Here is a 25,388-nt window from a genome sequence, read left to right as displayed (position 1 = left end):
CGCCCCCAGGCGGAAAGAGAGACCAGGAATGGTTCGGGTCGGGTGACCGGTCAGGACCGGCCGCGCCCCACCTCACTTGTGATGTTCACGTTAGCGGAGTCGGTGGCCAGCCAGATTGCGGGGTGCTGATCCCATCCGCCACTCCAGTCCTCAAGTTGCGCGGCAGTGGCGACCAACGTCGCGTCGTCGCCGTACCGGCCGGTGAGCAGCACCCCGACCGGCAGTCCGTCGGCGGTCCGTCCGAGCGGCAGCGAAACGGACGGATCGCCGGTGACGTTGAAGACCGCGCAGTACGGCGAGAAGCGCCGCTGCCTGTCGAAATCCTCCGCCGGTTCGAGGGCGGCGAGCGCGCCCACCGGCATGCGCGGGGCCGCGAGCGTCGGGCAGAGCAGCAGGTCAACCCCGGCGGTACGGCGCACGCCGAGGCGTACCTGCGCCTGCAGCTCGCCGAGCGCGGCCATCAGCGCGGGGACGCCCAGCGCCGCGCCGCGCTCGCGCAGGAACCGGGTCAGCGGCAGCAGCTCGCCCTCCCGGTCGGGCGGGATCGGGGTGACCGCCAGCGCGTACCAGACGGTTTCGAACAGCGGCCACGCCTGGGGGCCGAGCGGCGCGGGGACGTCGACCACCTCGTGCCCGGCGTCGGCGAGCAGCGCGGCGGCCCGGTCGACGGCGGCGACGCAGTCCGGGTGGACCGGCTCATCGGCGAGCATCGGCGTGGTGAAGCGGCCGACGCGCAGCCGGCCGGGTCCGGTGGCGCGCGCGGACCGGGCGACGCCGAGGTAGCCACCGGTGGGTGCGGCCGGAGGCAGGTACGGCTCGCCGGGCACCGGTCGCGCCAGCACGTCGAGCATCGCGGCCACGTCGGCGACGGTACGGCCGATCGGCCCGTTCACGGGCAGCCCGAAGCCGCCGAAGCCGAGTGGCCCGCCGGAGACCATGCCCCGGCTCGGCTTGTAGCCGATCAGGCCGCAGAGCGCGGCCGGGATGCGCAGCGAGCCGCCGCCGTCGGAGCCCTGGGCCACCGGCACGAGCCCGGCGGCGACCGCGGCGGCCGCGCCGCCGCTGGACCCGCCCGCGGTGTACGCGAGGTCCCACGGGTTGCGGGCGGGCGGCGCGACCAGCCCTTCGGAGTAGAGCGAGCAGCCGAGTTCGGAGGTGGTGGTCTTGCCGACGCTGACCAGGCCGGCTTCGGCCAGGAGGCGGACCACGTCGGCGTCGACGGGCGGGACGAAGTCGGCGAAGGCGGCCGAGCCGAAGGTGGTGCGTACCCCGGCGGTGAGTGTCAGGTCCTTGATCGCGGTCGGTACTCCGTGCAGGGGGTGCCGGTCCGCCGCCGGGACCGTGTCGGCCGCCCGGGCCGCCGCCCGCGCGCGCTCGGCGGTGACGGTGACGAACGCGCCGACGGTGTCGCCGAGCGCCTCGACCCGGCGCAGGTGGTGTTCGACCAGTTCCAGGCTGGACAGCTCGCCCCGGCGGATCGCGGCGGCCTGCTCCAGCGCGGTCAGGTCGTGCGGCTCGGCCATGCCGTCCATCCTGCCGGGCCGGTGGCCGGGAGGCCGGGCGACACGGCCGGTGCGGCGGTCCATATCCGGGTGACATGACCGGTTCGGGATGGTCCGCCGGGCGGGCGGGACACGCAGGATGTGCAGATCGACGCAACTCGATCGAAGGCCGCCCCCACCACCCCGAGGAGCACGCCGTGCACCACGCACCCGGCACACCGGCCCGTCCGTCCCGGCTTCCGCGCGCCCTGCGCCCCCTGCTCGCCCTCGCCCTGACCGCCGCCGGCCTCGCCGCCCTGCCGGTGACGCCGGCCGGGGCCGGCGACGGCGGGCCGGCAGCCGCGCTGGCTGCGAACCCCTACGAGCGCGGTCCCGCGCCCACCACCGCCTCCATCGAGGCCACCCGTGGGCCGTTCGCATTCGCCCAGACCAGCGTCTCCGCATCGAGCGTCAGCGGCTTCCGGGGCGGCACGATCTACTACCCGACCAGCACCGCCGAGGGCACGTTCGGCGCGGTCGCCATCTCCCCCGGCTTCACCGCCGGCCAGTCCGCCGTGGCGTGGCTCGGGCCCCGGCTGGCCTCCCAGGGCTTCGTGGTCATCACCATCGACACCCTCTCCGTCTACGACCAGCCGGCCAGCCGCGGCACCCAGCTCCTGGCCGCGCTCGACTACCTGACCGGCACCAGCGCGGTCCGTACCCGGATCGACCGCAACCGGCTGGCGGTGATGGGGCACTCGATGGGCGGCGGCGGCAGCCTCTCGGCGGCGAACGCCCGGCCGGCGCTGCAGGCGGCGATCCCGCTGACCGGCTGGCACTCGACGAAGAACTGGTCGTCGGTGCGCGTGCCGACGCTCGTCATCGGCGCGGAGAACGACTCGGTGGCCCCGGTGTCGTCGCACTCGGAGCCGTTCTACACCAGCCTGCCGGCCACGCTGGACAAGGCGTACCTGGAGCTGAACGCCGCGAGCCACTCGGCGCCGACCTCGCCGAACGTGACGGTGGCGAAGTACAGCATCTCCTGGCTCAAGCGGTTCGTCGATGACGACACCCGCTACGAGCAGTTCCTGTGCCCGGCGCCCCGGGGCACCGCGATCGAGGAGTACCGGGACACCTGCCCGCACTCCTGAACGGCTACGGGTGCGTCTGTCGTCGCCTCAGCCGAGGACAGACGCACCCGCAGGCTCTCAGCGGCCGAGGAAACGCAGCGCGTTGCCGCCGAGCAGCGCGGCCCGCTGCTCGTCGGTGAGGAAGTCCGCCCGGTGCACCACCTGGCCCACCGGCCGCTCCCCCAGCGGGTACGGGTAGTCGCTGCCGAGCAGCACCCGCTCGGCGCCCATGGTGTCCACGAGCAGCCGCAGCGCGGCCGGCTCGAAGACCACCGAGTCGACGTGGAACCGGTCCACGTAGGAGCTGGGCGGCGCGCTCGACGCGCCGCGTACCAGGTCGCCGCGGCGGTGCCAGGCGTTGTCGGCGCGGCCCAGCCAGAACGGGAAACTGCCGCCGCCGTGCGCGAAGCAGATCCGCAGCGTCTCCGGCACCCGGTCGAACACGCCACCGAGGATCAGCGCCAGCACCGACAGGTGCGTCTCGGCCGGCATCCCGGTCAGCCACCGGGCCATCCACCGGTCCAGGCGAGGACCGCCGGGCATGTCCCACGGGTGCACGAAGACCGGCGCGCCGACCTCGGCGCAGTGGGTGAGGAACTGCACGATGCCCGCGTCGTCCAGGTCGCGGTCGCCGACGTGGTTGCCGATCTCCACCCCGGCGTGCCCGGCCGCGAGGCAGCGGTCCAGTTCGGCGCAGGCCGCGTCCGCGTCCTGCAACGGCACCTGGCAGAACGGCACCAGGCGGTCGCCGCCGGCCGCGGTGACCTCCAGCGTGAGGTCGTTGAAGATCCGGGCCACCTTGACCGCCTGGTCGGCCGGGCGGTCGTAGCTGAAGAAGACCGGCGTGGGCGAGACGACCTGCACGTCCACGCCGTCGGCGGACATGTCGGCGAGCCGGGTCGGCGCGTCCCAGCAGGGCGCGCCGATCGGCCGGAACTCCGTCTCCCCCACCATGATCATGGCGGCGCGCTCGGAGTCCACCCGCAGCCAGGGCCAGCCGGACCCGCCGCACGCCGCGGCGAGGTCCGGCCACCCCTTCGGCACGACGTGCGTGTGCACGTCCACGACCGGCATCGACACCGGCGTCAGCCCTTGCCCGGGTGCAGCGCGCCGCAGTTGTCGCAGGTGCGGGCCTTCTCGTCGGCGTAGAACGCGGCGAAGACCGGGGGCAGGTCGGCGGCGATGTCGCGGACCTGCAACTCCACCTCGTGCACCTTGTGGTGGCACTCGGCGCAGTACCACTGGAACTTCTCCAGCGTGCCCTCCTCGCGGACCCGCTCGATCACCATGCCGATCGAGCCGGCCTCGGGACGCTGCGGCGAGTGCGGGGTGTTGCGCGGCAGCATCCACATCTGCCCCTCGCGCACGTGCACCGTACGCGGCCCCTCGGGGAGCATCAGGTTGACGTGCATGTTGCCCTTGACCTGGTAGAAGAACTCCTCGTACGGGTCGACGTGGAAGTCCGTGCGCTGGTTCGGGCCGCCCACCACCATGACGATGAAGTCGTCGCTGCCGGGCAGCATCTCCTTGTTGCCCACCGGGGGCTTGAGCAGGTGCTGGTTGTCGCCGATCCAGCCGGAGAAGCTGAACGGCTCGGCGATCTCACTCATGGGAACCTCCCGACGGAAGTAGGGCGACGGCCTGCATCTCGATCAGCAGATGCGGGTGCGGAAGCTGGTGCACGGCCACAGTGGTCCGGGTCGGGCCGGTGGCGTCGAAGAACTCGGCCCACACCTGGTTGTAGCCACCGAAGTCGTTCATGTTGACCAGGTAGCTGGTGACCTGCACCAGGTCGGTCAGGTCGGCGCCGACCGAGCGCAGCAGGTCCCGGATGTTCTCGATCACGGCCCGGGTCTGCTCCCGGATGTCGAGGTCCGTGGTGCCGAGCTCGTCCACCGACACCCCGGCGAACGTGTTGTCCGGCCGGCGCGACGACGTGCCGGACACGTAGACGAATCCGCCGGCCACCTTGACGTGCGGGAACGCGCCCCGCGGCACGGCCTTCCCGGTCACCACGCGGGCCGTGGCCGGGCCGCTTTCCGTTCGCGACTGCGGGGCTCGCAAACCCGGCTCACTACTCGCGCTCACGAGAGGGCCTTCAGGGTGGCGGAACCGAGCTTCTCCACTGTGGCGCGCACGTGCGCGCCCGGCCGCAGCGGCACCGCGGCGGTCGCCGCGCCGGCCAGGAACACCCAGCCCTTGCGCAGCCGGACGCCGTGCCGGCCGGCCAGCCGCAGACCCTCGTCCAGGGCACGACGCGGGTCGCCGAGGATGGCGGCGGTCGAGCCGACCTGCGCCACCCGTCCGTCGATCTCCAGCAGCACGCCGAGGTTGTCCAGCCCGTCCGGCACCGGCGACCACGGCCCGACCACGAACGCGGCGGCCGAGGTGTTGTCGGCGATCACGTCCGGCAGGGAGAAGGTGAAGTTCGCGTACCGGGAGTCGATCAGCTCGATCGCCGGGGCGACCGCGCGTACCGCCCGGGTGAACGAGCCGACCGGTTCGCCCGGGTCGGGCAGCCGGTCCAGCAGGAACGCCACCTCCGGCTCGACGCGCGGGTGGATGAAGCCGCCGACGTCGACGGTCCCGCCGTCGGGCACCCGCATCACGTCGGTCAGCCGGCCCCAGATCACCTCGTCCACGCCGACCTGGGCCATCTTGGCCTTGCTGGTCAGCCCCATCTTCAGGCCGACAAGCCGCTCGCCCCGGTCGAGGCGGCGTCGCACCAGCGCGGTCTGCACCGCGTACGCGGCGTCCACGTCGAGGCCCGTCTCGGCGGCGAGCTGCGGGATCGCGGTGGCGGTGTCGGCCGCCGCGCCCAGCTTCTCCGCGATGCCGGCGGTGTCCGGCCCGATCATGAGTTCTCCTTACCGGCCAGGTCCAGTGCCACGTCCACGATCATGTCCTCCTGGCCGCCGACCATCCGGCGACGACCCAGCTCGACCAGGATCGAGCGGACGTCCACGCCGTACTTGGCCGAGGCGCGTTCGGCGTGACGCAGGAAGCTGGAGTAGACACCCGCGTACCCCAGGGAGAGCGTCTCCCGGTCCACCTGGACCGGGCGGTCCTGCAAAGGGCGGACGAGGTCGTCGGCCGCGTCCATCAGCGCGAACACGTCGCAGCCGTGCTTCCAGCCGTGCAGCTCGGCGACCGCGACGAAGACCTCCAGCGGCGCGTTGCCCGCGCCCGCGCCCATGCCGGCGAGCGACGCGTCCACCCGGACGGTCCGCCCGGACGGCGAACCGAGCGGGCCGTCGCCGAGGATCCGGCCGTGCTCGACCGCCAGCACGCTGTTCGCCACGCCCAGGGACAGGTTGTGGTGCGCGTGGATGCCGATCTGCGTCTCCGGTTCCAGCACCTGCCGGTACGCGTCGACGCGCTGCGCCACGTCCGACATCAGCAGCCGCCCGCCGGAGTCGGTGACGTAGACGCAGTGCGCGCCGTAGGACTCCATGAGCTTGGCCTGCGCGGCCAGTCCGGCCGGGTCGTTGAGGTGCGACATCATCAGGAACCCGGAGACGTCCATGTCGTTCTCCCGGGCCCAGGCGATGTGCTGGGCCGAGATGTCCGCCTCGGTGCAGTGCGTGGCGATCCGGACGCTTGTCACGCCGAGCGCCTTCGCCGCCTTCAGGTCGGCGATGGTGCCGATGCCGGGCAGCAGCAGCGTGGTGAGCCGCGCGGTGGTGAGCACCTCGGCGGCGGCGGCGATCCAGTCCGCGTCGGCGGCGGCGCCGTGCCCGTAGTTGACGCTGGAGCCGGCCAGGCCGTCGCCGTGCGCCACCTCGACCGCTGCCACGCCGGCCGCGTCGAGCGCGGCGGCGATGGTACGCACCTGGTCGACCGTGTAGCGGTGCCCGATGGCGTGCATGCCGTCGCGCAGCGTCACGTCCTGGATGTAGAGGTCGGTCATCGCGCACTCACCTCCGTCGCGCGCAGCGCCACCAGCCGCTCCGCGGTGCGCAGCGCGGCCGACGTCATGATGTCGAGGTTCCCGGCGTACGCGGGCAGGTAGTGCCCGGCGCCGGAGACCTCCAGGAACACCGAGACCTGAAGGCCGGTGAAGTGCCGGCCGAGCACCGGCGCGTACGTGTCGACCCGGTCGAACTGCACGTCCTGCTTCAGCCGGTACCCGGGCACGTACTCCTGCACGGCCTTGACCATGTCGGCCACCGAGGCGGCGATCGCGCCCCGGTCGGCGTCGGCGTCCGGGCACAGGCAGTAGACCGTGTCGCGCATCAGCAGCGGCGGGTCGGCCGGGTTCAGCACGATGATGGCCTTGCCGCGTTCGGCGCCGCCGACCACCTCGATCGCCCGCGCGGTGGTCTCGGTGAACTCGTCGATGTTGGCCCGGGTGCCCGGGCCGGCCGACTTCGAGGCGATCGAGGCGACGATCTCCCCGTACGCGACGGGGGTGACCCGGCCGACCGCGTGCACGATCGGCACCGTCGCCTGCCCGCCACAGGTCACCATGTTGACGTTCGGCTCGCCCAGGTGCTCGTCGAGGTTCACCGGCGGCACCACGTACGGGCCGATCGCGGCGGGCGTCAGGTCGACGACGGTGCGCCCGTGCGCCCGCAGCACCTCGTCGTGACGCTTGTGCGCGCCCGCGGAGGTGGCGTCGAAGACGAGCTGGACGTCCGCGAACTCGGGCAGCGCGACCAGCCCGTCGACGCCCTCGGCGGTGGTGGTCACGCCGAGCCGCCCGGCCCGGGCCAGACCGTCCGAGGCCGGGTCGATGCCGGCCATCGCCACCATGTGCAGGCTCTCACTGAGCCGCAGCACCTTGATCATCAGGTCGGTGCCGATGTTGCCCGACCCGAGCACCGCCACTCCGACGCTCATGCCGGCCCTCCGCTGCGCTGCGTGCCGCCATGAGGCTCGACGGCCCTGTATCGATGATTCGCTCGCTGGCGCTCGCTCATGCGGTTTCCTCCGTCGAGAAACAGGTACGCACCGAGCCGAGCCCGGAGATGCGCGCCTCGTACGCGGCGCCGGGCGTGACCGGCACCATCGGCCCGAGCGCGCCGGACAGCACCACGTCGCCCGCGCGCAGCGGGTCACCGGCGCGGGCCATCGTCCCGGCCAGCCACTGCAACGCGTGCAGCGGATTGCCGAGGCACGCCGCGCCCGCGCCGACCGAGACCGGCTCACCGGCGTGCTCCAGCACCATGCCGCACAGCCGCAGGTCCACGTCGGCGAGCCGCCGGGGCGTGGTGCCGAGCACGAACAGTCCGCTGGAGGCGTTGTCCGCCACCGTGTCCACGATGGAGATGTCCCAGTCGGCGATCCGCGAGTCGACGATCTCGATGGCCGGCAGCACGTGGTCCACCGCCCGGATCAGGTCGACAGTGGTGACCCGCTCGTCCGGCAGGTCGGCGCCGAGCACGAAGGCGATCTCCGCCTCCACGCGCGGCTGGAGCAGCCGGCCGATCGGCACCTCGACGCCGTCGCCGACGGCCATGTCGTCGAAGAGCACCCCGAAGTCGGGCTGGAAGACGCCGAAGCTCTCCTGCACGGTCCGCGACGTCAGGCCGATCTTCGCGCCGACGCGGCGGTGCCCCTTGCCCAGCCGCTGCCGGGTGTAGACCTGCTGCACCTGGTACGCGGCCTCGACGTCGCCCTCGGGCAGCAGCCGGCCGCGCAGCGGCGGGCAGGGTTTGCCCTCCTGCCGGGCCACCGCGAGTTCCCGGTTGGCGGCCTCGATGTCCACGGTCATGGCGGTTCCTCGCTTACGTCGCTGGGGATTCCGGCCATTCTGCCCACCGCGCGCGCCCGCGCCAGTCTTCGCGCTCATGACAGGTCCACACAGACGTTCGTCAGTTCCGAATAGAAGTCGAGCGAGTGCACGCCGCCCTCACGGCCGACACCCGACGCCTTCACCCCGCCGAACGGGGTGCGCAGGTCGCGCAGGAACCAGGTGTTCACCCAGACGATGCCCGCGTCGAGCCGGGCGCCGGCCCGGTGCGCCCGGCCCACGTCCCGCGTCCACACCGTCGCGGCCAGGCCGTAGTCGGTGCCGTTGGCCAGCGCGAACGCCTCGTCCTCGTCGTCGAACGGCGCGACGTGCACCACCGGGCCGAAGATCTCCTCCTGGTTGGTGCGGGCGTCCGCGCCCAGCCCGGTGAGCACCGTCGGCTGCACGTACGCCCCGCCGTCGCGGCCGTCGCCGAAGCGCGGCGTGCCGCCTCCCGCGCGGACCTCGGCGCCCTCGGTGCGGGCCAGCGCGTAGTGGCCGAGCACCTTGTCCCGGTGCCCGTGCGAGATCAGCGGCATGTTCGCCGTCGCCTCGTCGTCCGGCCAGCCGTACGCCAGCTCGTCGGCCCGCTTGGCCAGCCGCGCGGTGAACTCCTCGAACACCGGCCGCTGCACGTAGATGCGTTCGGTGCAGAGACAGACCTGGCCGCCGTTGGTGAAGCTGGACCGCACCGAACCGGCGATCGCCGCGTCCAGGTCGGCGTCGGCGAAGACCAGGCCGGCGTTCTTGCCGCCCAGCTCGAAGCTGACCGCCTTCACCCCGTCGGCGGCGGCGCGCATGATCGCGCTGCCGGTGGCCGACTCGCCGGTGAACGTGATCGCGTCCACGCCCGGGTGGCGGGTCAGGTGCTCGCCGGCCGAGCCCGGGCCGAAGCCGTGCACCAGGTTGAACACGCCGTCGGGCACGCCGGCCGCGGCCATCACCTCGGCCAGCAGCGTGGCGGAGGCGGGGGTCTCCTCGCTGGGCTTGACCACCACGGCGTTGCCGCAGGCCAGGGCCGGGGCGACCTTCCAGGTGAGCAGCAGCAGCGGCAGGTTCCACGGCACGATCACCGCGACCACGCCGACCGGCTTACGGACCGCGTAGTTCAGCGCCCGGCCACCGGTCGGGGTGACAGTGGTGAACGACTCGGTGGGCGCGGTCGCGACGATCTCGGCGAACGCGCGGAAGTTCGCCGCGCCGCGCGGGATGTCGAGCGTCCGGGCCTGCGAGATGGCCTTGCCGGTGTCCGCCACCTCGGCGGCCACCAGGTCGTCGAAGCGCCGTTCCAGCTCGTCGGCGACCCGGCGCAGCACCTCGGCCCGTTCCCGCTCCCCCATCCGGCCCCACGGGCCGCGCAGCGCCGCCCGGGCCGCGGCGACCGCGTCGTCCACCGTGGACTGCGACGCCTCGACCACCTCGAACACCGGCTCGCCGGTGACCGGGCTGCGCTTGGTGAACCGGGAGCCGGCGTCGACGAACTCGCCGCCGACGAAGTTGCGCAGCAGGCCGGGGCCGTCCGGCGCGTGCCCGGCCATCAGCCGGGGATCCCAGAGCGTCATCGCCGCCGCCCCAGCGCCGCGCGGACCCCACCGGCGAGCAGCGCCACCGCGCCGGCCGCTACCGCGCCGACGACCGCGTACTGCGCGCGCACCCGGCGGCGCACCTGCGCGTACGGGGTGGTGGAGAAGGAGACCAGCTCGTACTGGGAGACGTAGCGGCCGGGCAGCGCGCGCTCCAGCGCGTGCTCGACCTGCTTGCGGGTACGGAACACCGGGGAGGCGACCTTGTCCCGCATCTCCACGAAGTTCGCCAGCGCCATCCGGGCGATCGCCTCCGCGTTGTCCTGCCGGCGGTGCTGGTAGAGCGACAGCGCGGCGGCCCACTCGTCGTCGCACTCGTCCAGGCAGCGGTCCAGCTCGACCACGTCCTCGAACGCGCAGTTCGCGCCCTGGCCGTAGAACGGCACGATGGCGTGGGCGGCGTCGCCGATCAGGCCGACCTTCCCGGCGACCTGCCACGGCGTGCAGCGCACCGTGCCGAGCAGGCCGATCGGGTTGTGCTGGTAGTCGTCGACCAGGTTCGGGGCCATCGGCACCAGGTCCGGGTAGTGGGTGGCGAAGAACTGCTCGATCGCCGCCGGGCTGCTGAGAGAGGCGAAGCTGCGGGTGCCGTGGGTGGGCCAGAACAGCGTGCAGGTGAAGGAGCGGTCCGGGTTCGGCAGCGCGATCATCATCGAGGTACCGCGCGGCCAGATGTGCAGCGCGCCCGGGTCGAGCGCGAACTCCCCGCCCAGCGGCGGGATGGTCAGCTCCTTGTAGCCGTAGTCGAGGAAGTCCAGGCTCTCGGTCAGGCCCCCGTACGCGAGCAGCTGCCCGCGCACCGCGGAGCCGGCGCCGTCGGAGCCGAGGATGACCGAGGCGGTGGCGGTGACCTTGCCCTGCGGGGTCTCGAACGTCATCTCGCCGCCGAGCGGGTCGAGGCCGACCAGCCGGTGGTCGAACGCGACGCGCACGTTCGGCAGCGCGGCGGCGGCGTCGAGCAGCGCGTTGTTCAGCGCGCCCCGGCTGATCGAGTTGATCGCCCGGTCCCCGGTGCCGCTGTAGGACTGGAACTCCGGCTCACCCTCGACCGGGTGGATCATGCGGCCGCGCATCGGCAGCGCGTCCGCCATCACCTCGTCCTCCAGGCCGATGCGGCGCAGCGCGTCCAGCCCGCGCTCGGACAGCGCCAGGTTGATCGAGCGGCCCCGCTCGACGGTGCCGGTACGCGGGTCGGGCCGCCGCTCGTAGAGGGCCACCGGGTAGCCGCGCCGCGCCAGGTAGCAGGCCAGCAGGCAGCCGGCCAGTCCGGCGCCGACCACAGCGATCTCGTCGCGCTCTCTCACGAGCCCTCCTTCTCAAACGTTGCCGCCAGCGCCTCGGCGACCCGCCAGCAGTCGTGGTACGTCGAGTAGAGCGGCACCGGGGCGAACCGGACGATGTCCGGCTCCCGGGCGTCGGCGACCACGCCGTGCTCGTGCCGCAGCCGCTTGGTCAGCTCGTTCGCGCTGCCCACCCCGATCCGCACGGAGAGCTGGCAACCGCGCCGGGCCGGGTCGCGCGGGGTGACCACGCTCAGCGGCCGGCCGGGCGTGACCTCGTCGAGCAGCTGCTCCAGCCATGCGGTGAGCCGCAGGCTGCGCTCACGCAGCGCCGGCATGCCGACGGAGTCGAACAGCTCCAGCGAGGTACGCACCGGGCCCATCGCGAAGATCGGCGGGTTGGAGATCTGCCACGCCTCGACGGTGGCCGGCGGCCGGGACACCGGGGTCATCTCGAACCGGGTGGCCGCCTCGGTGCTCCACCAGCCCTCGAAGCGCTGGATGGTCGGGTCGCCGAGGTGCCGCTCGTGGACGAAGACGCCGCCCAGCGCGCCCGGGCCGGAGTTGAGGTACTTGTAGGAGCACCAGGCGGCGAAGTCGACGTCCCAGTCGTGCAGCGCCAGCGGGACGTTGCCGGCGGCGTGCGCCAGGTCCCAGCCGACCACCGCGCCCGCGGCCCGGCCGGCGGCGGTGATGGCGGGGATGTCCATCAGCTCGCCGGTCAGGTAGTTCACGCCGCCGAGCATCAGCAGCGCCACGGTGTGGCCTTCGCGGGCCAGGAAGTCCAGCACGTCCTCGGTGCCGAGCGTGTCGGAGCCGGGGCGCGGCTTGAGGCGTACGACTGTGGTGTCCGGGTCCAGGCCGTGGAAGCGGGCCTGGCTGCGCACGGCGTAGCTGTCCGAGGGGAATGCGCTGTCCTCGATGACGATGCGGGTGCGCTCGCCGGCCGGCCGGTAGAAGCTGACCATCAGCAGGTGCAGGTTGACGGTGAGGGAGTTCATCACCACGGTCTCGGCGGGCAGCGCGCCGACCAGGCGGGCGGCCGGCGCGGTCAGCAGCTCGTGGTACGGCAGCCAGGGCCGCTCCGACTCCAGGTGCCCCTCCACGCCCAGGCGCTGCCAGGCGTCCAGGTCGGCGAGGAGCTCGTCCCGGGTGGCGCGCGGCTGGAGACCGAGCGAGTTGCCGGCCAGGTACGCCGTGTCGGGGTAGCGGCCGGCGTCGGCGGGCGGGATGTGGAACAGGTGCCGGTGGCCGGGGTCGGCGTCGTCGCGGCGGAGGGCTTCGTTCTCGGGGGTGTGCATGCTGTTCTCTCTCGTCACATCGCGGTGCGGGCCGACCACAGCTCCGGGAAGACCACCCGGGCCATGCTGCGCTGCAACCATGCCAGTCCGGCGGAACCGCCGCTGCCGACCTTGGCGCCCATGGTGCGCTGCACGGCCTTGACGTGGTTCCAGCGCCAGTCGCCGAACTCCTCGGCGATCTCGGTCAGCGCGTCGCCGAGCAGCCGCAGGTGGTTCTCCGGGCCGCTGTCGCCGTAGATCTGGACCCAGGCCGCCTCGATCGCAGGGTGCGCCTCGTGCTCGCCGTTCACGTCCCGCTCCAGCAGCTCGGCCGGCACGTCGAAGCCCTTGCGGGCCAGCAGCGCCACCACCTCGTCCCAGAGGCTCGGCGTGGCCAGCGCGGCGGTCAGCTCGTCGTACACGTCGGTCTGCCGGCGGAACGGGCGGATGAGCGCCCGGTCGCGCAGGCCGAGCAGGAATTCGAGCTGCCGGTACATCGCGGACTGGAAGCCGGAGCCCTCGCCGAGCCGGTCGCGGAAGCGGTTGAAGTCGGCCGGGCTCATCCAGCGCAGGCCGTGCCAGGCGGCGTTGAGGCCCTCCAGGTGCAGGGCGGCCCGGCGCAGCGGGGCCAGCGCCTCCCAGATCCGGTCCTCGCGCAGCTCACGCTTGGCGTGCCGCAGCTCGTGGCAGGTCAGCCCGAAGTACAGCTCCATGATCTGGCTGACCATCAGGAAGGACATTTCGCCCGGGTCGTCGCTGAGCGGCTCCTGGAGCCGGTGCAGGGTGCTGGCCCGTACGTAGGCGTCGTACGGCACGCGCTCGGCGAATTCCAGCGTCGGCTCGCCGCCGTTGCGTGCCGCCCGAGCCGCCCGTTCCTGGGGGGTTACCGGGCGCACTGCCGTCGTCTGTTCCACAGTCGTTCTCCGTCCGTGCGCGGGGTAGATGTCATGATCCCGCTGGTGGACGGCCGAATGGAATGCCTGTTCAACGGCGGTATGGTGGTCTCACCTCGCGAACCGAAACCATCTCGCGTCGTTCCCTTTACGGAAGGAAGGTCCCCGCGTGGACGACATGGACTGGGCGTTGCTGCGTGAACTCCAGGCCGACGCCCGGCTCTCGTACAGCGAGTTGTCCCGCCGGGTCCACCTCTCCCCGCCCGCTGTCGCCGAACGGGTACGTCGGCTGGAGGAGTCCGGCGTGATCACCGGCTACCACGCCCACGTCGACCTGACCCGGGCCGGCCGCACGGTGCTCGCCCTGATCCGGATGTCCTGCTACGGCGCGCGCTGCATCCTCAACGACCCCGAGGTCTCCGGCTGGCCGGAGATCATGGAGATCCACCGGATCACCGGCGACGCGTGCAGCATGCTCAAGGTCGCGGCCACGAACATGGGCGAGTTCGAGGAGGTCATCGACCGGCTCGCCCCGTACGGCCAGCCGTCCAGCACGATGGTGCTCTCCACGCCGCTGGCCTGGCATCCCGTGGTGAAGGCGCCTCGTTAGCTTCCCCTGCCCCCCGGGAAAGCAGGCGCCGCTGCCCGTCAGTGGGTCCGGCGCACCGTCGCGCCGGGAGGGGGGAACCATGCGAGGGCTCCTGTCACACCGCGTGCTGTCGTCCGTACTGGGTCTGTTCGGCCTGGTCGCGGCGTTCGTCCTGGCCACCGCGCCACCGGCGCGGGCCGGGGAGAGCGTGTTCATCGAGGTGACGCCGAACAGCGTCCAGGCCGGTTCCCGGGTGAACCTGCGGGCCGGCTGCGACAACAGCAACAACCGCCAGGCCCAGGTCACCTCGGACGCCTTCGGGCGGGTGACGCTGCGGCCCGACAACGGCTTCCTCACCGGCTCGGTCACCGTGCCCGGCAACAAGGCGCCCGGCGACTACCCGGTGAACCTGGACTGCTCCAACGGCAACACCGCCTCGACCATGCTCACGGTGCTGAACATGGCGCAGCCGAGCAAGGGACCGGCGACCGGCGGTGGGGGCGCCGCGGGCGGCCGGGGCACGGGCTCGCTGCTGCTGGTCGGCGGCCTGGTGGCGGTGGCCGTGGTGGCCGGCGTGAGCGCCCGCCGCAAGCCCGGTAACCGCGTCTGACGAGGCGCCGACATGGCCCGCTCATCGCGCCGCCGGGACCGCGCCGGCCCGGCGGCGGACCGCACCCGCCGTCGCGCCGCCGGCCGCCGGTCGCCGGAGCGCGCCGGACGGCTCCGGGCCGCGCTGCGGCTGACGTCCCGGGCCGCACGCCGGTTCGCCCACGTCGCCGGGCACGCCTTCACGGTCAGTGTCACCACCGCCGACCCGCGGTCCGGGCCGGTCCCGGCCCGCCCCGGCACGACCACCACCCGCCGGTACGCGCCGAGCCGCCACCCGGGCGTGCCGGTGCTCGTGGTGGCGAGCGTGATGGCGCTGATCGTGGCCATGCTCGGGCTGGAACGGGTGACCGGGGTCAGCGTGCTGCCGGACCGGATCGTCGCCGGCCTGCGCCCGCCGCCGAAGAAGTTCCCGGTGCTGCCGGCCAGCCCGCCGACCGACCTGAGCATCGGCAAGCTCGACCTGCGCGCGCCGGTGCACCGCGTCGGCATCGCGCCGGACGGGAGCATCGACGTGCCGGACGTGGACCGGGCCGGCGAGGTCGGCTGGTACGACCAGGGCCCCACCCCCGGCCAGTACGGCCCGGCCGTGCTCGTCGGGCACGTCGACACCACCACCGGGCCGGCCGTCTTCCACGGGCTGAAGAACCTCGACGACGGCGACCGGATCGAGGTGACCCGCGAGGACCGCTCGGTGGCGGTGTTCGAGGTGACCTCGATCGAGCGGTACGGCAAGGAGAAGCTGCCGGTGGAGGACGTCTACGGCGACTTCAGCCGGCCCAACCTGCGCCTGATCACCTGCGGTGGGCGCTGGGTGGGCGGGGAGACCGGGTACGCGGACAACCTGGTCGTCTACGCCGCGCTGGTCAAGGCGCGCTGAGCGCGCCGGTCAGGCCGCCTCGGACTCGGGCTCGCGCAGGTCGAGCCAGTCCGCCCAGCGCGGGTCGGGCGCGCGGTGCCCGAGGACCCGCCAGGCCGTCCCTTTCGGCGGGGCCGGCAGGTGGTGCAGCCGCCAGCCCAGCTCGGCCGGCGTCTTGTCGCCTTTGGTGTGGTTGCACCGCGCGCAGGCGGCGACCACGTTCTCCCAGGCGTGCCGGCCGCCCCGGCTGCGCGGGAAGACGTGGTCGATGGTCTCCGCCGGCCCCCGGCAGTACGCGCACCGCCACCCGTCGCGGGCGAACAAGGCCCGCCGGGACAGCCCGACGTGGGTGCGGTAGGGCACCCGGACGTAGCGGGTCAGGCGCACCACCGAGGGCACCGGTAACGCGTTGCGCGCGCTGTGCAGGATGCCCTCGCCGTCGGCGACGCAGATCGCCTTGGCGGAGAGGACGAGGATCGCGGCACGACGCACGGACACGACGCACAGGGGTTCGTAGGTGGCGTTGAGAACGAGCGCACCGGAGCCCGCCGTGGGTCGTATGTCAGGCATCGCGTTCACCCTCCCGGTCCAGCCGCTCCCGCCGCCTGTGCGCCGGAACCGTCCGCGAACAGCGCGGAACGACTCCGACGCCGGCCGGGATCACCGACGTCCGTTGCGCCAATAGTCCCTGATCGCGCCCTCGATTGCACGCACGAATCTGCAAGCGGCCCGCCGGATCACCCGCATCGGGGCGGTTCGCGCCCTCGCGCTACGCCGTGCCGACGCCACGCAGCGTGTCGAGCCGGACCCACTGGCCCTCGTGCGGGCCGGAGGCCAGGCGGTAGTGCTGGACGCCGTCGAGGGCGGCGCGCAGATTCACTGTCACGGTGTCGCCGACGGCGAGGCCGGCGGTCACCGCCGTCACCTTCCCGGCGTCGTCCAGGGAGTACGCCTTGCCGGGCGCGGCGACGACCACTACCGAGCGCGGGATGCGGTAGCCGATCGGGGCCGCTCTGCCGACCTGGTACGACCGGCCGGGGATCTCCTTGACCAGGTAACCGCTGAGGCTCCCCTCGCTGATGTCGTACCAGATGCCGGTCTGCCGCATCACCTTGTGCCGTTCCGTGGAGGCCGCTTCGGCGGGCCTGGTCAGGGAGATCCGCTTGCGCTCCAGAACCGTGCCGGCCGCGTCGAACTTGTAGCCGACGTGGTCCCCGGCGGCGAGCCGGATCGTTCCGGACACCCCGTGCATGGGGTGGTCGGAGTAGAACAGGTCCATGATCCCGGCGAAGGTCGGGTCGCCGGTGATCGCGTGCAGCACGGCGTGCTGGATGATGTGCGTCGAGTGGTACATGCCCGCGTCCTTGCGGTGGGTGAGGCAGTACCTGCTCCGCCACTGGCGGGTGCGGACGAGGCGGTGGGCGTCCCGGGCGGTGGTGATCGCCCCCTGGAGCATCTGCTTGGCTTGGGCGTCGCGGCTCAGGCTCCAGTAGTCCCAGAGTCCGAAGGCCGAGAAGATGTGCCCGTTGTAGGTCTGGTCGCCGCGCACCCGCGTCGGGTGGGCGTACTCCTCCAGCCAGAGCAGGCCGTCCTTGACGTACACCCCCCACGGCTGGCCGCCCACCGGCGGGAGCAGGTAGGACGCGAACGTCGCGTCGGCCGCCTGCCGCCAGTGGGTGCGGTCGCCGACGATCTGCGCCAGCCGGACGAACAGGCTCATCGCCTGGCCCTGGGCCATCATCGAGTACCACGGCGTCTGGTAGACGTCGGTGCCGCGGTGCATGGCGTGCCGGAACCGGTACGGGTAGAACCAGCCGTCCCCGCGGACGACCCGCCGGTCGATCAGGCGCTGCGCCTGCGTCATCGCCCGCTTCAGGCACACCTGCTCGCCGGTGACCCGGAAACTCTCCAGCAGGTTGATGCCGTACTGGGCCTGGGCGACGGGATGGTCGTAGAGCTTCCCGGTGAGCAGCGCCATGCGTACGCCGTGCTTGTCGTGCGTGCCCGTGTCGACGATCGGCAGCCGGACGCCGCTGTAGTAGGGCCGCTGCCCCTGCGGCAGGTCGCGGATCTCGAACGGGTCGCTGCGGAACTTGACCGGCGTTTCGGCCGACCACCTCGCCGCGCCGGTCGCCACCAGCGGCGCGGCGCCGGCCGCCGCCGCCACCACCGTCAGCACCTGACGACGGGACCAGGATCGACGGGCGCCTAAGAGCTCCTCCGTCATGTCGCTTCTCCCCTTGCTCCGCCCAGCTGCGCGCTGGACGGCCAGTCGCGGGGCCCCCGTGCGGGCCGGGGCGTTTTTGCCGCCCCCCGGTACAACGGAGCAGGACGGAAGGCGGGTTGCTCGGCCGGCGAGCCGCCGGCGGCCGGTCCGACGGTGGGTCCGCGCCGGACGGGCGCCGCGCGTGCGGTACGAAAGCACTGTGAATCTCTCCGACCTGATCTCCGCCCTGCTGTCCGCCGTCTCCGACCGGCGGCCGGACTGCCAGGGCAGCAGCTCCTGCGAGTGGGTGTACCGGGTCACCGACTCCGCCTGGTTCGCCGAGAGCAGCTACTGGATCCTGTTCAAGCCGCTGCGGGTGGCGCTGATCCTGCTGCTCGCGGTGGCCGCCCGCTGGGCGGTGCACCGGACCATCAACCGGCTGGTGCGGACCACCACCGACGGCGCGGTGCCGACGATGCTCCGCCCGCTGCGGGAGCGGATTCCCAGCGCCACGCCGGACCCGGACCAGTTCGTGCCGGAGCGGCGGCGGCAGCGGGCCGAGGCGATCGGGTCGGTGCTGCGCAGCATGGTCACCGCGTTCGTGTTCGGCATCGCGTTGCTGATGGTGCTCAAGGAGTTCAGCTTCGACCTGGCCCCGCTGCTCGCCAGCGCGGGCATCGCCGGTGTGGCGCTCGGCTTCGGCGCGCAGAGCCTGGTCAAGGACCTGATCGCCGGCCTGTTCATGTTGATCGAGGACCAGTACGGCGTCGGCGACACGGTCGACCTCGGCGAGGCGACAGGCGTGGTGGAGGCGGTGGGACTGCGGGTGACCACGGTCCGTGACGGCCGCGGGGTGCTCTGGTACATCCGCAACGGGGAGATCGTCCGCGTCGGCAACAAGAGCCAGGGCTGGGCCCTGGTCGTGGTCGACCTGCCGATCGGCTTCGCCGGCACCGAGGAGGCCACCGCCGTGCTGCGTACCGCTGCGGCGTCGGTGGCGCTGGACCCGGAGCTGGCGCCGAAGATCGTCGAGGAGCCGGAGGTCCTCGGCGTCGAGCAGATCACCGTGGACGGCGCGGTGATCCGTACCGTCGTCAAGACCACCGCGGACGGGCAGTTCGCGGTGGGCCGGGAGCTGCGCCGCCGCCTCGCCGAGGCGCTGGAGAACTCCGGTATCACCGCGCGGATCGCGGCGGCCCGGCTCTTTCCCGGGCTGCCGCCGCAGACGCCGACGCCGTCCGCGGCTGAGGGCACAGGTACCAGCGGACCCACCTGAGTCGCCGGACAAGCCGGACTATTTCCGGGGGTCGCGCTCCGCGCGGCCCCTCGGGTATCGTCCGTTCGGTTCAGTCGGAGATGCGACGATCAATCCGTTCGCCCTAGCCAGTTGTCAGACGATCGGGCAGAATCCGGTGAACACGCTCCACCGGGGAGCGTGCTCGTGTCCTCGCTGATCGGTTGATCTGACGACGGTTCCCGGTCGGGCCATCACAAGTGGTCGACCAGGAACGATGGAGGCGACGGTGTCCGACGAGCGACCCGCCCAGGAGGGCCCGGCCACCTTCCGCGACGTGTTCGGTCAGCCGGAGTTCCGGGCGCTGTTCGCCGCCAACATCCTCTCCTGGGTCGGCGACTATCTCGCCAAGGCCGCGGTCACCGTGCTCGTGCTGCGCGAGACCGAATCGGTGGCGCTCTCCGCCGCCGCCTTCGCGGTCAGCTATCTGCCCTGGCTGCTCGGCGGCCCGTTGCTCTCGGCGCTCGCCGAGCGGCACCGCTACCGGCGGGTCATGGTGATCTGCGACCTGATCCGGATGGCGCTGATGGTGCTCGTCGCCATGCCGTTCATGCCGGCCTGGTCGGTCCTCGCGCTGATCTTCCTGGCCACGCTCGCCAATCCACCGAGCCAGGCGGCGCGCTCGGCGGTGATGCCGCAGATCCTCGCCGGCGACCGGCTGGTGGTGGGCCTGTCCGCGTTCACCAGCGCGTCCCAGGCCGCCCAGGTCGTCGGCTACCTGATCGGCGCGACCATCGCCGCGCTGAACCCGAACGCCGCGCTGCTCGTCAACGCGGCGACCTTCGCCCTGTCGGCCCTGCTGGTCCGCATCGGCGTACGCGACCGGCCGTCGACGATGACCGCGATGCACCGCAGCCACCTGCTGCGGGAGACCGGCCAGGGCTTCCGGATCGTCTTCGAGCGGCCGGTGCTGCGGGCCATCGCGATGCTGGTGTTCAGCGCGATGCTGTTCTCGATCGTCCCGGAAGGGCTGGCCGCCGGCTGGGCCGCCGAACGCACCGACGGCGCGATGGACGCCGGCACCGCCCAGGCGGTCATCATGGCCGCCGGTCCGGTCGGGTACGTCCTCGGCGGGCTGATCATCGGGCGGCTGATCGCCCCGGCGCGCCGTCTGGCGCTGATGCGGCCGCTGATGGTCATCGCGCCCGCGGTGCTCGTGCCCGCGCTCCTCGACCCGACCCCGTCGGTGGTGGCGTTGCTCGCCGCCGCGTGCGGCTTCGCGGTCGCCGGGCTGGTGCCGGTCGCCAACGGGCTGTTCGTGCAGGCCCTGCCGGACGGCTACCGCGCCCGGGCGTTCGGCGTGATGGCCACCGGCACCCAGGTCATCCAGGGCGCCGCGGTGCTGGCCACCGGCGCTCTCGCCGAACGGTTCTCCGTCCCGTCGGTGGTCGGCACGTGGAGCGCGGCGGGCGTGCTGCTCATGCTCGTCGCGGCGTTCGCCTGGCCCCGGCCGAGCACCATCGACGCGGCGATCGCGGCCGCCCGCGCCGAGTCCTCCCCGGACGCCCTCGCGCCCGCGCACAGCGCGCGGGGCCCGGCGGCGGGCGACCGGGGCCGCGAGCACGGGCGGCGCCGGCACGCGGTGACGTGATCCGCGCCGCCCCGCGGGCGGGCGCGGCTGCGGGGCAGCACCTGGCAGGATGGAAGCGTGACTTCCCCAGGCGAGTCGATGACCCTCTTCGAGGCGATCGGCGGTGAACCGACCTTCCGCAAACTGGTGGACGAGTTCTACGCCGGCGTCGCCGAGGACCCGGTGCTGCGGCCGATGTACCCGGAGGAGGATCTGGGCCCGGCGGCGGACCGGCTGACCCTCTTCCTCATCCAGTACTGGGGTGGCCCGCACACCTATTCCGAGCAGCGCGGGCACCCCCGGCTGCGGATGCGGCACGCCCCGTTCCGGATCGGCGCCGCCGAGCGGGACGCCTGGCTGCTGCACATGCGCCGGGCGGTGGACGCGCTGGACCTGCCGCCGCAGCTCGCCGCCGCGCTCTGGGACTACCTGGAGCGGGCCGCCTACTTCATGGTGAACGTGATGGAGGACCCGGCGGCCGGCTGAGCCGCCGGGCTCTCAGAGCAGCGCGCCCTCGTCGTGCAGCCAGTCGACGAACGTGGTGGCGACCGCGGCGCCGCAGTCGAGCATCTCGACGAGCAGCGCGTCGTGGGCGCCGGCGCCGAGCGGGACCTGGAGTTCGGCGTAGATCGGGAGCTGGCCGCGCTCGGTCGGGTCGCCGATGTACGCCTTGCAGAAGCGGCGGGTGTGGTTCCACTCGTTGACCACCCGGTACGCCCGGTCGGCCCAGTCCGGCGGGACCGTCGCGTGCGGGCGGGCCCGCATCACCAGGATCTCGTCCTCCGGGCCCTCCAGCGCGACGAGCACGGCGTGCCGCTCCCACATGGCCAGCAGGTTGCCGTCGCCGTCGGCCAGGTAGCGCACGTCCAGCAGGTCGAGCGCGTCACAGACCCGGCTCAGGGTGACCGGGGCGACGGTGGCCGGCATGTCGGCCAGGGCCGGGCGCTCGGGCACCGGCGCGTCGTCTCCCGGCTGGCGCGGGGTCGGTGGTCCGACCCGGATGGTGTCATCCACTGTGACTCCGCTTCGAGTCTCCGGTTCGCCGCCAGCGGCGGGACCAGGGCGCCATGACCACCACGGCATCGCTCGCGCACCTCACTCCCCAGCGGATCCAATCGCCTACGGTGCGTTGGATCCGAGGAAGGACGGTACCCGGATAGACGGCGTGAGGCATCCCCCCAACGACCGCCCCAAACCGGAAGGACGATGACGGGTCATACGTTCGGACGACCCGGCGTCGGCCTGAGTGCAAGATCGGCGACAGTACGCGACCAGACCGCCCCGAACGGACCGACGAGCCCGACCCACCGGCCCGCGGCCCGCACCTGAACGTCGTCCTCGCCGCTGCCGGCGAAACCCATCCGGACCAGGCCCTGCACCAGCCGCTGCGACACCTCCACCGGCGTGCGCGGGTCCTCGTCCGGCGTCACCACCACCGCGACGTGGTCCAGCAGCGCGTCCCGCAGCACCCGCTGGCCGACCGCGCGGCCGGCCACCCCGTGCGTGGCCGCCTCGCGCAGCGTCCCGGCCGCCGCCTCCGCGATCCGGCGCAGCTCCGCGCCGGGCAGCGACTCCACCGCCCGGCTCGCGCCCGGCGGCAACTGCCAGCGCCAGCCGTCGTCGCGGCGCACCGGCAGCGCCGCGCCCCCGGCGGTGAGTTCGGCGAGCAGCTCCCCCGCCCCGACGGTGACGTCACCGGGGGCGTCGCCGGGCACGGTACGGACCACGAGCACCCCCCAGGGCAGCCGCGCCCAGAGGGCCGTACGTCCGGCGCCGGGCACCGGCCGCAGGCGGACCAGGGTGGCCGGGTCGAACCGGACCAGCCGCGCCAGGAAGGCGCCCGCGTCGGCCACCCCGGTCAGCCCGTGCCCGGTCGTCATCCGGTCAGCCCCGGCGCGTAGCGGAGCAGGAACGCGCGCTCGTCCGGCGTGATCCGGCGTGGCCGCTGGGCGGCGAGGTCGAACGGCACCAGCACCGACCGGGCGGTGCTGGCCAGCGTGTCGCCGTCGTACAGCTCGTAGGCGACCGAGAACGAGGCGTTGCGGATCTGGTCCACCCACAGCTCGATCCGCACGCTCGGGGCCGCCTCCGCGCTGGCCCGGCCGAGCGCGTAGTCGACCGGGCGCAGGTAGTCGACCTCGTGCCGGCGGATGACCACCCCGTCGGCGAACGAGCCCACTCCCCACGCCCGGCCGCCGGCGAACATCATCGCCACCCGGGCCTCCTCGTAGAGCGTGAGGAAGCGGGCGTTGTTGACGTGGCCGTACGCGTCCAGGTCGGACCAGCGCAACGCGCAGTGGTAGACGAAGCGGTCAGTCACGGGTGAGCTTGCGGTAGGTCACCCGGTGCGGCCGGGCGGCCTCGGCCCCGAGGCGGTCGATCTTGTTCTTCTCGTACGCCTCGAAGTTGCCCTCGAACCAGAACCACTTCGCCGGGTCCTGGTCGTCGCCCTCCCAGGCCAGGATGTGCGTGGCGACCCGGTCCAGGAACATCCGGTCGTGGGAGATGACCACGGCGCAGCCGGGGAACTCCAGCAGCGCGTTCTCCAGGCTGGACAGCGTCTCCACGTCCAGGTCGTTCGTCGGCTCGTCGAGCAGGATGACGTTGCCGCCGATCTTCAGCGTCAGCGCCAGGTTCAGCCGGTTGCGCTCGCCGCCGGAGAGCACCTTCGTCGGCTTCTGCTGGTCCGGCCCCTTGAAGCCGAACGCCGCGATGTACGCGCGGGACGGCATCTCGACCTTGCCCACCATGAGGTGGTCCAGCCCGTCGGAGACGACCTCCCAGACCGTCTTGTCGCCGTCCAGGCCCTGGCGGTTCTGGTCGACGTACGACAGCGAGACGGTCTCGCCGACCCGGACCGAGCCGCTGGTCGGCTGCTCCAGCCCGACGATCGTCTTGAACAGCGTGGTCTTGCCGACGCCGTTCGGGCCGATGATGCCGACGATGCCGTTGCGGGGCAGCGAGAACGACAGGTTGTCGATCAGCACCCGGTCGCCGAACGCCTTGGTCAGGTTCTGCGCCTCGATGACGGTGTTGCCCAGGCGCGGGCCCGGCGGGATCTGGATCTCCTCGAAGTCCAGCTTCCGGGTCTTCTCCGCCTCGGCGGCCATCTCGTCGTAGCGGTCCAGGCGGGCCTTGGACTTGGTCTGCCGCGCCTTGGCGTTCGAGCGGACCCACTCCAGCTCCTCGGAGAGGCGCTTCTTCATCTTGGCGTCGCGACGCCCCTCGACGGAGAGCCGGGCGGCCTTCTTCTCCAGGTAGGTGGAGTAGTTGCCCTCGTACGGGTAGGCCCGGCCGCGGTCCAGCTCCAGGATCCAGTTGGCCACGTTGTCCAGGAAGTACCGGTCGTGGGTGATCGCCAGGACGGTGCCCGCGTACTTGGCCAGGTGCTGCTCCAGCCACTGCACGCTCTCCGCGTCCAGGTGGTTGGTGGGCTCGTCGAGCAGCAGCAGGTCCGGCGCCTCCAGCAGCAGCTTGCACAGCGCCACCCGGCGGCGCTCACCACCGGAGAGCGTGGTGACGTCGGCGTCCGGCGGCGGGCAGCGCAGCGCGTCCATTGCGAGTTCGAGCTTGGAGTCGATGTCCCACGCGTCGGCGGCGTCCAGATCCTCCTGGAGCTTGCCCATCTCCTCCATCAGCTCGTCGGAGTAGTCGGTGGCCATCTGCTCGGCGATCTTGTTGAACCGCTCCAGCTTGGCCTTGGTCTCGGCGACCGCCTCCTCGACGTTGCCGAGGACCGTCTTGGCGTCGTTGAGCGGCGGCTCCTGCGCGAGCATGCCGACGGAGTAGCCGGGCATGAGCCGGGCCTCGCCGTTGCTCGGCCGGTCCAGCCCTGCCATGATCTTGAGGAGGCTGGACTTACCGGCGCCGTTCGGACCGACCACCCCGATCTTGACACCCGGCAGGAAGTTCAGCGTCACGTTGTCGAGCACGACCTTGTCGCCGTGCGCCTTGCGCGCCTTGTCCAGGACGTAGATGAACTGGGCCACGGTGCGGGCTACCTCCGTCGGTTGCGATCGCGGGCTTGTCGGGTGCGGGGCGCGGGCGTCGATCTCCGCCCGCCGCCGCCGGCCGGGAGCCGGCCGCACGCACGCCGCCGTCAATCCTGACAGGTACGGACCACCACGCCCACATCACCCCACCCCAGGGGTACGGCGGCGCGCCTCGTTGCCACCCCCGGTACTACTCGTTACCGTCGACAGTATGACCAAGAAGATCGCCATCAGCGTCCCCGACGACGTGGCCGAACGACTGGCCCAGGAGCAGAACGTCTCCGCGTTCGTCACCGAGAGCGTGCGGCAACGGATGGCGGGAGAGCGCACCAGGCGCGCGCTCCGGCAGGTCGGCTTCCGGCTGTCCGACGGCGGGCTCGCCGACGCGGGCCAGGCGCTCGACGAGGCCCAGGCGAAGATCACCCCGGAACTGCGCGCCCGGGCGGCCGAGTTGCTGAGCGAGTCGTCACGTGGACGGCTGACCCGTGACTGACCCCGGACTGGTGCTCGACACCGCCTGCCTGCTGGCCTACTCGGACGGCACCGAGGCGGTCGGGGAGCAGATCGCGTCGGTCGCGGACCGGGGGCAGACGGTGATCGTGCCGGCGCTGTGTCTCGCCGAGGCGTACCGGCAGGTGGCCGTGGACGGCTGGCGCCTGCTGGACATCCTCGGCGATCTCGACCACGTGGTCGTCACCCCTGTTGCGCACGACATGTGCATGTTCCTCGGCGGCTGGTCGCGCACGCTCCTGAGCATGGACCTCGCCCAGGTGGCACTGGAGGCCGCACGGGCTACCACGCCAATCATGAGCGACCGGCGGGAACTGCTCGGTGAGGTGCTGCCCAAGGAGTGGCCGATCATCGACCTCTGAGCCACCGGTGTCGACAAGA

Annotated in this window: 27 protein-coding genes; 9 read left to right on the top strand and 18 right to left on the bottom strand. The window is 72.6% G+C overall.

The features are described from left to right. Window positions 1–50: 50 nt before the first annotated feature. A complete protein-coding gene (locus ACSDG8_RS23780; protein WP_210898602.1) occupies window positions 51–1,523 on the bottom strand; it encodes an amidase in 1,473 nt (490 codons plus the stop codon). A gap of 176 nt (window positions 1,524–1,699) precedes the next feature. On the opposite strand from ACSDG8_RS23780, the gene ACSDG8_RS23775 reads away from it, so the two are divergent. After that, entirely contained in the window at window positions 1,700–2,632 is a 933-nt protein-coding gene (locus tag ACSDG8_RS23775) for a poly(ethylene terephthalate) hydrolase family protein (RefSeq protein ID WP_210898600.1), read from the top strand. Between the two features lie 57 nt (window positions 2,633–2,689). Here ACSDG8_RS23775 and ACSDG8_RS23770 read toward each other — a convergent pair whose 3' ends face one another. The 11 genes from ACSDG8_RS23770 to ACSDG8_RS23720 form a co-directional block, all read right to left on the bottom strand. After that, window positions 2,690–3,691, bottom strand: a complete 1,002-nt coding sequence (locus ACSDG8_RS23770; protein WP_210898598.1) for an amidohydrolase family protein — start codon at window positions 3,689–3,691, stop codon at window positions 2,690–2,692. A gap of 5 nt (window positions 3,692–3,696) precedes the next feature. Next, on the bottom strand, window positions 3,697–4,221 hold the full coding sequence (locus ACSDG8_RS23765; RefSeq protein ID WP_030502185.1) for a 3-hydroxyanthranilate 3,4-dioxygenase: 525 nt from the start codon (window positions 4,219–4,221) through the stop codon (window positions 3,697–3,699). Further along, window positions 4,214–4,675 (bottom strand): RidA family protein, encoded by a 462-nt coding sequence (locus ACSDG8_RS23760; protein WP_210898596.1) that lies wholly within the window; start codon window positions 4,673–4,675, stop codon window positions 4,214–4,216. Before ACSDG8_RS23760 ends, ACSDG8_RS23765 begins: the two co-directional genes overlap by 8 nt. Window positions 4,676–4,695: 20 nt before the next feature. Beyond that, the gene (locus ACSDG8_RS23755) at window positions 4,696–5,469 is read right to left on the bottom strand and encodes a 2-keto-4-pentenoate hydratase (protein ID WP_210898594.1); all 774 of its coding nucleotides are present in this window, start codon (window positions 5,467–5,469) and stop codon (window positions 4,696–4,698) included. After that, window positions 5,466–6,521 carry a 4-hydroxy-2-oxovalerate aldolase gene (gene dmpG, locus ACSDG8_RS23750; protein WP_030502188.1) on the bottom strand — a complete coding sequence of 352 codons (1,056 nt, stop codon included), beginning with the start codon at window positions 6,519–6,521 and terminating at the stop codon, window positions 5,466–5,468. Before dmpG ends, ACSDG8_RS23755 begins: the two co-directional genes overlap by 4 nt. Next, the gene (locus tag ACSDG8_RS23745) at window positions 6,518–7,453 is read right to left on the bottom strand and encodes an acetaldehyde dehydrogenase (acetylating) (RefSeq protein WP_210898592.1); all 936 of its coding nucleotides are present in this window, start codon (window positions 7,451–7,453) and stop codon (window positions 6,518–6,520) included. Before ACSDG8_RS23745 ends, dmpG begins: the two co-directional genes overlap by 4 nt. A gap of 76 nt (window positions 7,454–7,529) precedes the next feature. After that, the gene (locus ACSDG8_RS23740; RefSeq protein ID WP_210898590.1) at window positions 7,530–8,327 is read right to left on the bottom strand and encodes a 2-keto-4-pentenoate hydratase; all 798 of its coding nucleotides are present in this window, start codon (window positions 8,325–8,327) and stop codon (window positions 7,530–7,532) included. Window positions 8,328–8,401: 74 nt separating this feature from the next. After that, a complete protein-coding gene (locus ACSDG8_RS23735) occupies window positions 8,402–9,883 on the bottom strand; it encodes a 2-hydroxymuconic semialdehyde dehydrogenase (RefSeq protein ID WP_210898647.1) in 1,482 nt (493 codons plus the stop codon). Window positions 9,884–9,903: 20 nt separating this feature from the next. Continuing rightward, on the bottom strand, window positions 9,904–11,232 hold the full coding sequence (locus tag ACSDG8_RS23730; RefSeq protein ID WP_210898588.1) for an FAD-dependent oxidoreductase: 1,329 nt from the start codon (window positions 11,230–11,232) through the stop codon (window positions 9,904–9,906). Further along, a complete protein-coding gene (gene kynU / locus ACSDG8_RS23725; RefSeq protein WP_210898586.1) occupies window positions 11,229–12,509 on the bottom strand; it encodes a kynureninase in 1,281 nt (426 codons plus the stop codon). The genes ACSDG8_RS23730 and kynU overlap by 4 nt, the downstream gene beginning before the upstream one ends. Window positions 12,510–12,523: 14 nt before the next feature. Continuing rightward, window positions 12,524–13,402, bottom strand: coding sequence for a tryptophan 2,3-dioxygenase (locus ACSDG8_RS23720; protein WP_210898584.1), 879 nt, complete (start codon window positions 13,400–13,402; stop codon window positions 12,524–12,526). Window positions 13,403–13,550: 148 nt separating this feature from the next. Here ACSDG8_RS23720 and ACSDG8_RS23715 point away from each other — a divergent pair, with 148 nt between their 5' ends. The 3 genes from ACSDG8_RS23715 to ACSDG8_RS23705 all read left to right on the top strand — a co-directional run bounded on the left by ACSDG8_RS23715 (window position 13,551) and on the right by ACSDG8_RS23705 (window position 15,456). Then, on the top strand, window positions 13,551–13,991 hold the full coding sequence (locus tag ACSDG8_RS23715) for an Lrp/AsnC family transcriptional regulator (RefSeq protein ID WP_210898582.1): 441 nt from the start codon (window positions 13,551–13,553) through the stop codon (window positions 13,989–13,991). A 79-nt stretch (window positions 13,992–14,070) separates the two neighbouring features. Then, window positions 14,071–14,580 (top strand): hypothetical protein, encoded by a 510-nt coding sequence (locus ACSDG8_RS23710; protein WP_210898580.1) that lies wholly within the window; start codon window positions 14,071–14,073, stop codon window positions 14,578–14,580. A 12-nt stretch (window positions 14,581–14,592) separates the two neighbouring features. Further along, entirely contained in the window at window positions 14,593–15,456 is an 864-nt protein-coding gene (locus ACSDG8_RS23705) for a class F sortase (RefSeq protein ID WP_210898578.1), read from the top strand. 9 nt (window positions 15,457–15,465) lie between these two features. Here the strand turns inward: ACSDG8_RS23705 and ACSDG8_RS23700 are convergent, their stop codons facing one another. Beyond that, a complete protein-coding gene (locus ACSDG8_RS23700; protein ID WP_210898576.1) occupies window positions 15,466–16,005 on the bottom strand; it encodes an HNH endonuclease in 540 nt (179 codons plus the stop codon). Between the two features lie 199 nt (window positions 16,006–16,204). After that, window positions 16,205–17,662, bottom strand: coding sequence for a D-glucuronyl C5-epimerase family protein (locus tag ACSDG8_RS23695; protein WP_210898574.1), 1,458 nt, complete (start codon window positions 17,660–17,662; stop codon window positions 16,205–16,207). Window positions 17,663–17,861: 199 nt separating this feature from the next. On the opposite strand from ACSDG8_RS23695, the gene ACSDG8_RS23690 reads away from it, so the two are divergent. The 3 genes from ACSDG8_RS23690 to ACSDG8_RS23680 all read left to right on the top strand — a co-directional run bounded on the left by ACSDG8_RS23690 (window position 17,862) and on the right by ACSDG8_RS23680 (window position 20,991). After that, window positions 17,862–18,917 (top strand): mechanosensitive ion channel family protein, encoded by a 1,056-nt coding sequence (locus tag ACSDG8_RS23690; protein ID WP_307856237.1) that lies wholly within the window; start codon window positions 17,862–17,864, stop codon window positions 18,915–18,917. A 235-nt stretch (window positions 18,918–19,152) separates the two neighbouring features. Continuing rightward, window positions 19,153–20,526: an MFS transporter gene (locus ACSDG8_RS23685; protein WP_210898570.1), complete on the top strand. Its 1,374-nt coding sequence runs from the start codon at window positions 19,153–19,155 to the stop codon at window positions 20,524–20,526. A gap of 78 nt (window positions 20,527–20,604) precedes the next feature. Further along, entirely contained in the window at window positions 20,605–20,991 is a 387-nt protein-coding gene (locus ACSDG8_RS23680) for a globin (RefSeq protein WP_210898645.1), read from the top strand. A gap of 12 nt (window positions 20,992–21,003) precedes the next feature. Here ACSDG8_RS23680 and ACSDG8_RS23675 read toward each other — a convergent pair whose 3' ends face one another. From ACSDG8_RS23675 to ettA, 4 genes are all read right to left on the bottom strand, one after another. Next, complete coding sequence (locus ACSDG8_RS23675) at window positions 21,004–21,588, bottom strand: YbjN domain-containing protein (RefSeq protein ID WP_174533758.1); 585 nt, start codon at window positions 21,586–21,588, stop codon at window positions 21,004–21,006. A gap of 131 nt (window positions 21,589–21,719) precedes the next feature. Then, the gene (locus tag ACSDG8_RS23670; RefSeq protein WP_210898568.1) at window positions 21,720–22,385 is read right to left on the bottom strand and encodes a hypothetical protein; all 666 of its coding nucleotides are present in this window, start codon (window positions 22,383–22,385) and stop codon (window positions 21,720–21,722) included. Continuing rightward, the gene (locus tag ACSDG8_RS23665) at window positions 22,382–22,825 is read right to left on the bottom strand and encodes an acyl-CoA thioesterase (protein ID WP_210898566.1); all 444 of its coding nucleotides are present in this window, start codon (window positions 22,823–22,825) and stop codon (window positions 22,382–22,384) included. The genes ACSDG8_RS23670 and ACSDG8_RS23665 overlap by 4 nt, the downstream gene beginning before the upstream one ends. Next, window positions 22,818–24,494 (bottom strand): energy-dependent translational throttle protein EttA, encoded by a 1,677-nt coding sequence (gene ettA, locus ACSDG8_RS23660; protein ID WP_210898564.1) that lies wholly within the window; start codon window positions 24,492–24,494, stop codon window positions 22,818–22,820. Before ettA ends, ACSDG8_RS23665 begins: the two co-directional genes overlap by 8 nt. 214 nt (window positions 24,495–24,708) lie before the next feature. Between ettA and ACSDG8_RS23655 the strand changes: the two genes are divergently transcribed. Both ACSDG8_RS23655 and ACSDG8_RS23650 read left to right on the top strand, forming a co-directional pair. Further along, the gene (locus tag ACSDG8_RS23655; protein WP_210898562.1) at window positions 24,709–24,990 is read left to right on the top strand and encodes a hypothetical protein; all 282 of its coding nucleotides are present in this window, start codon (window positions 24,709–24,711) and stop codon (window positions 24,988–24,990) included. Further along, complete coding sequence (locus ACSDG8_RS23650; RefSeq protein ID WP_210898559.1) at window positions 24,983–25,369, top strand: hypothetical protein; 387 nt, start codon at window positions 24,983–24,985, stop codon at window positions 25,367–25,369. The genes ACSDG8_RS23655 and ACSDG8_RS23650 overlap by 8 nt, the downstream gene beginning before the upstream one ends. Window positions 25,370–25,388: the final 19 nt, after the last annotated feature.

The organism is Micromonospora sp. LA-10 (genome assembly GCF_051853095.1).
Taxonomy (GTDB): Bacteria; Actinomycetota; Actinomycetes; order Mycobacteriales; family Micromonosporaceae; genus Micromonospora; species Micromonospora echinospora_A.
Note: the sequence above shows the minus strand (reverse complement) of the source record. Positions and strands in the feature narration are given on the sequence as shown.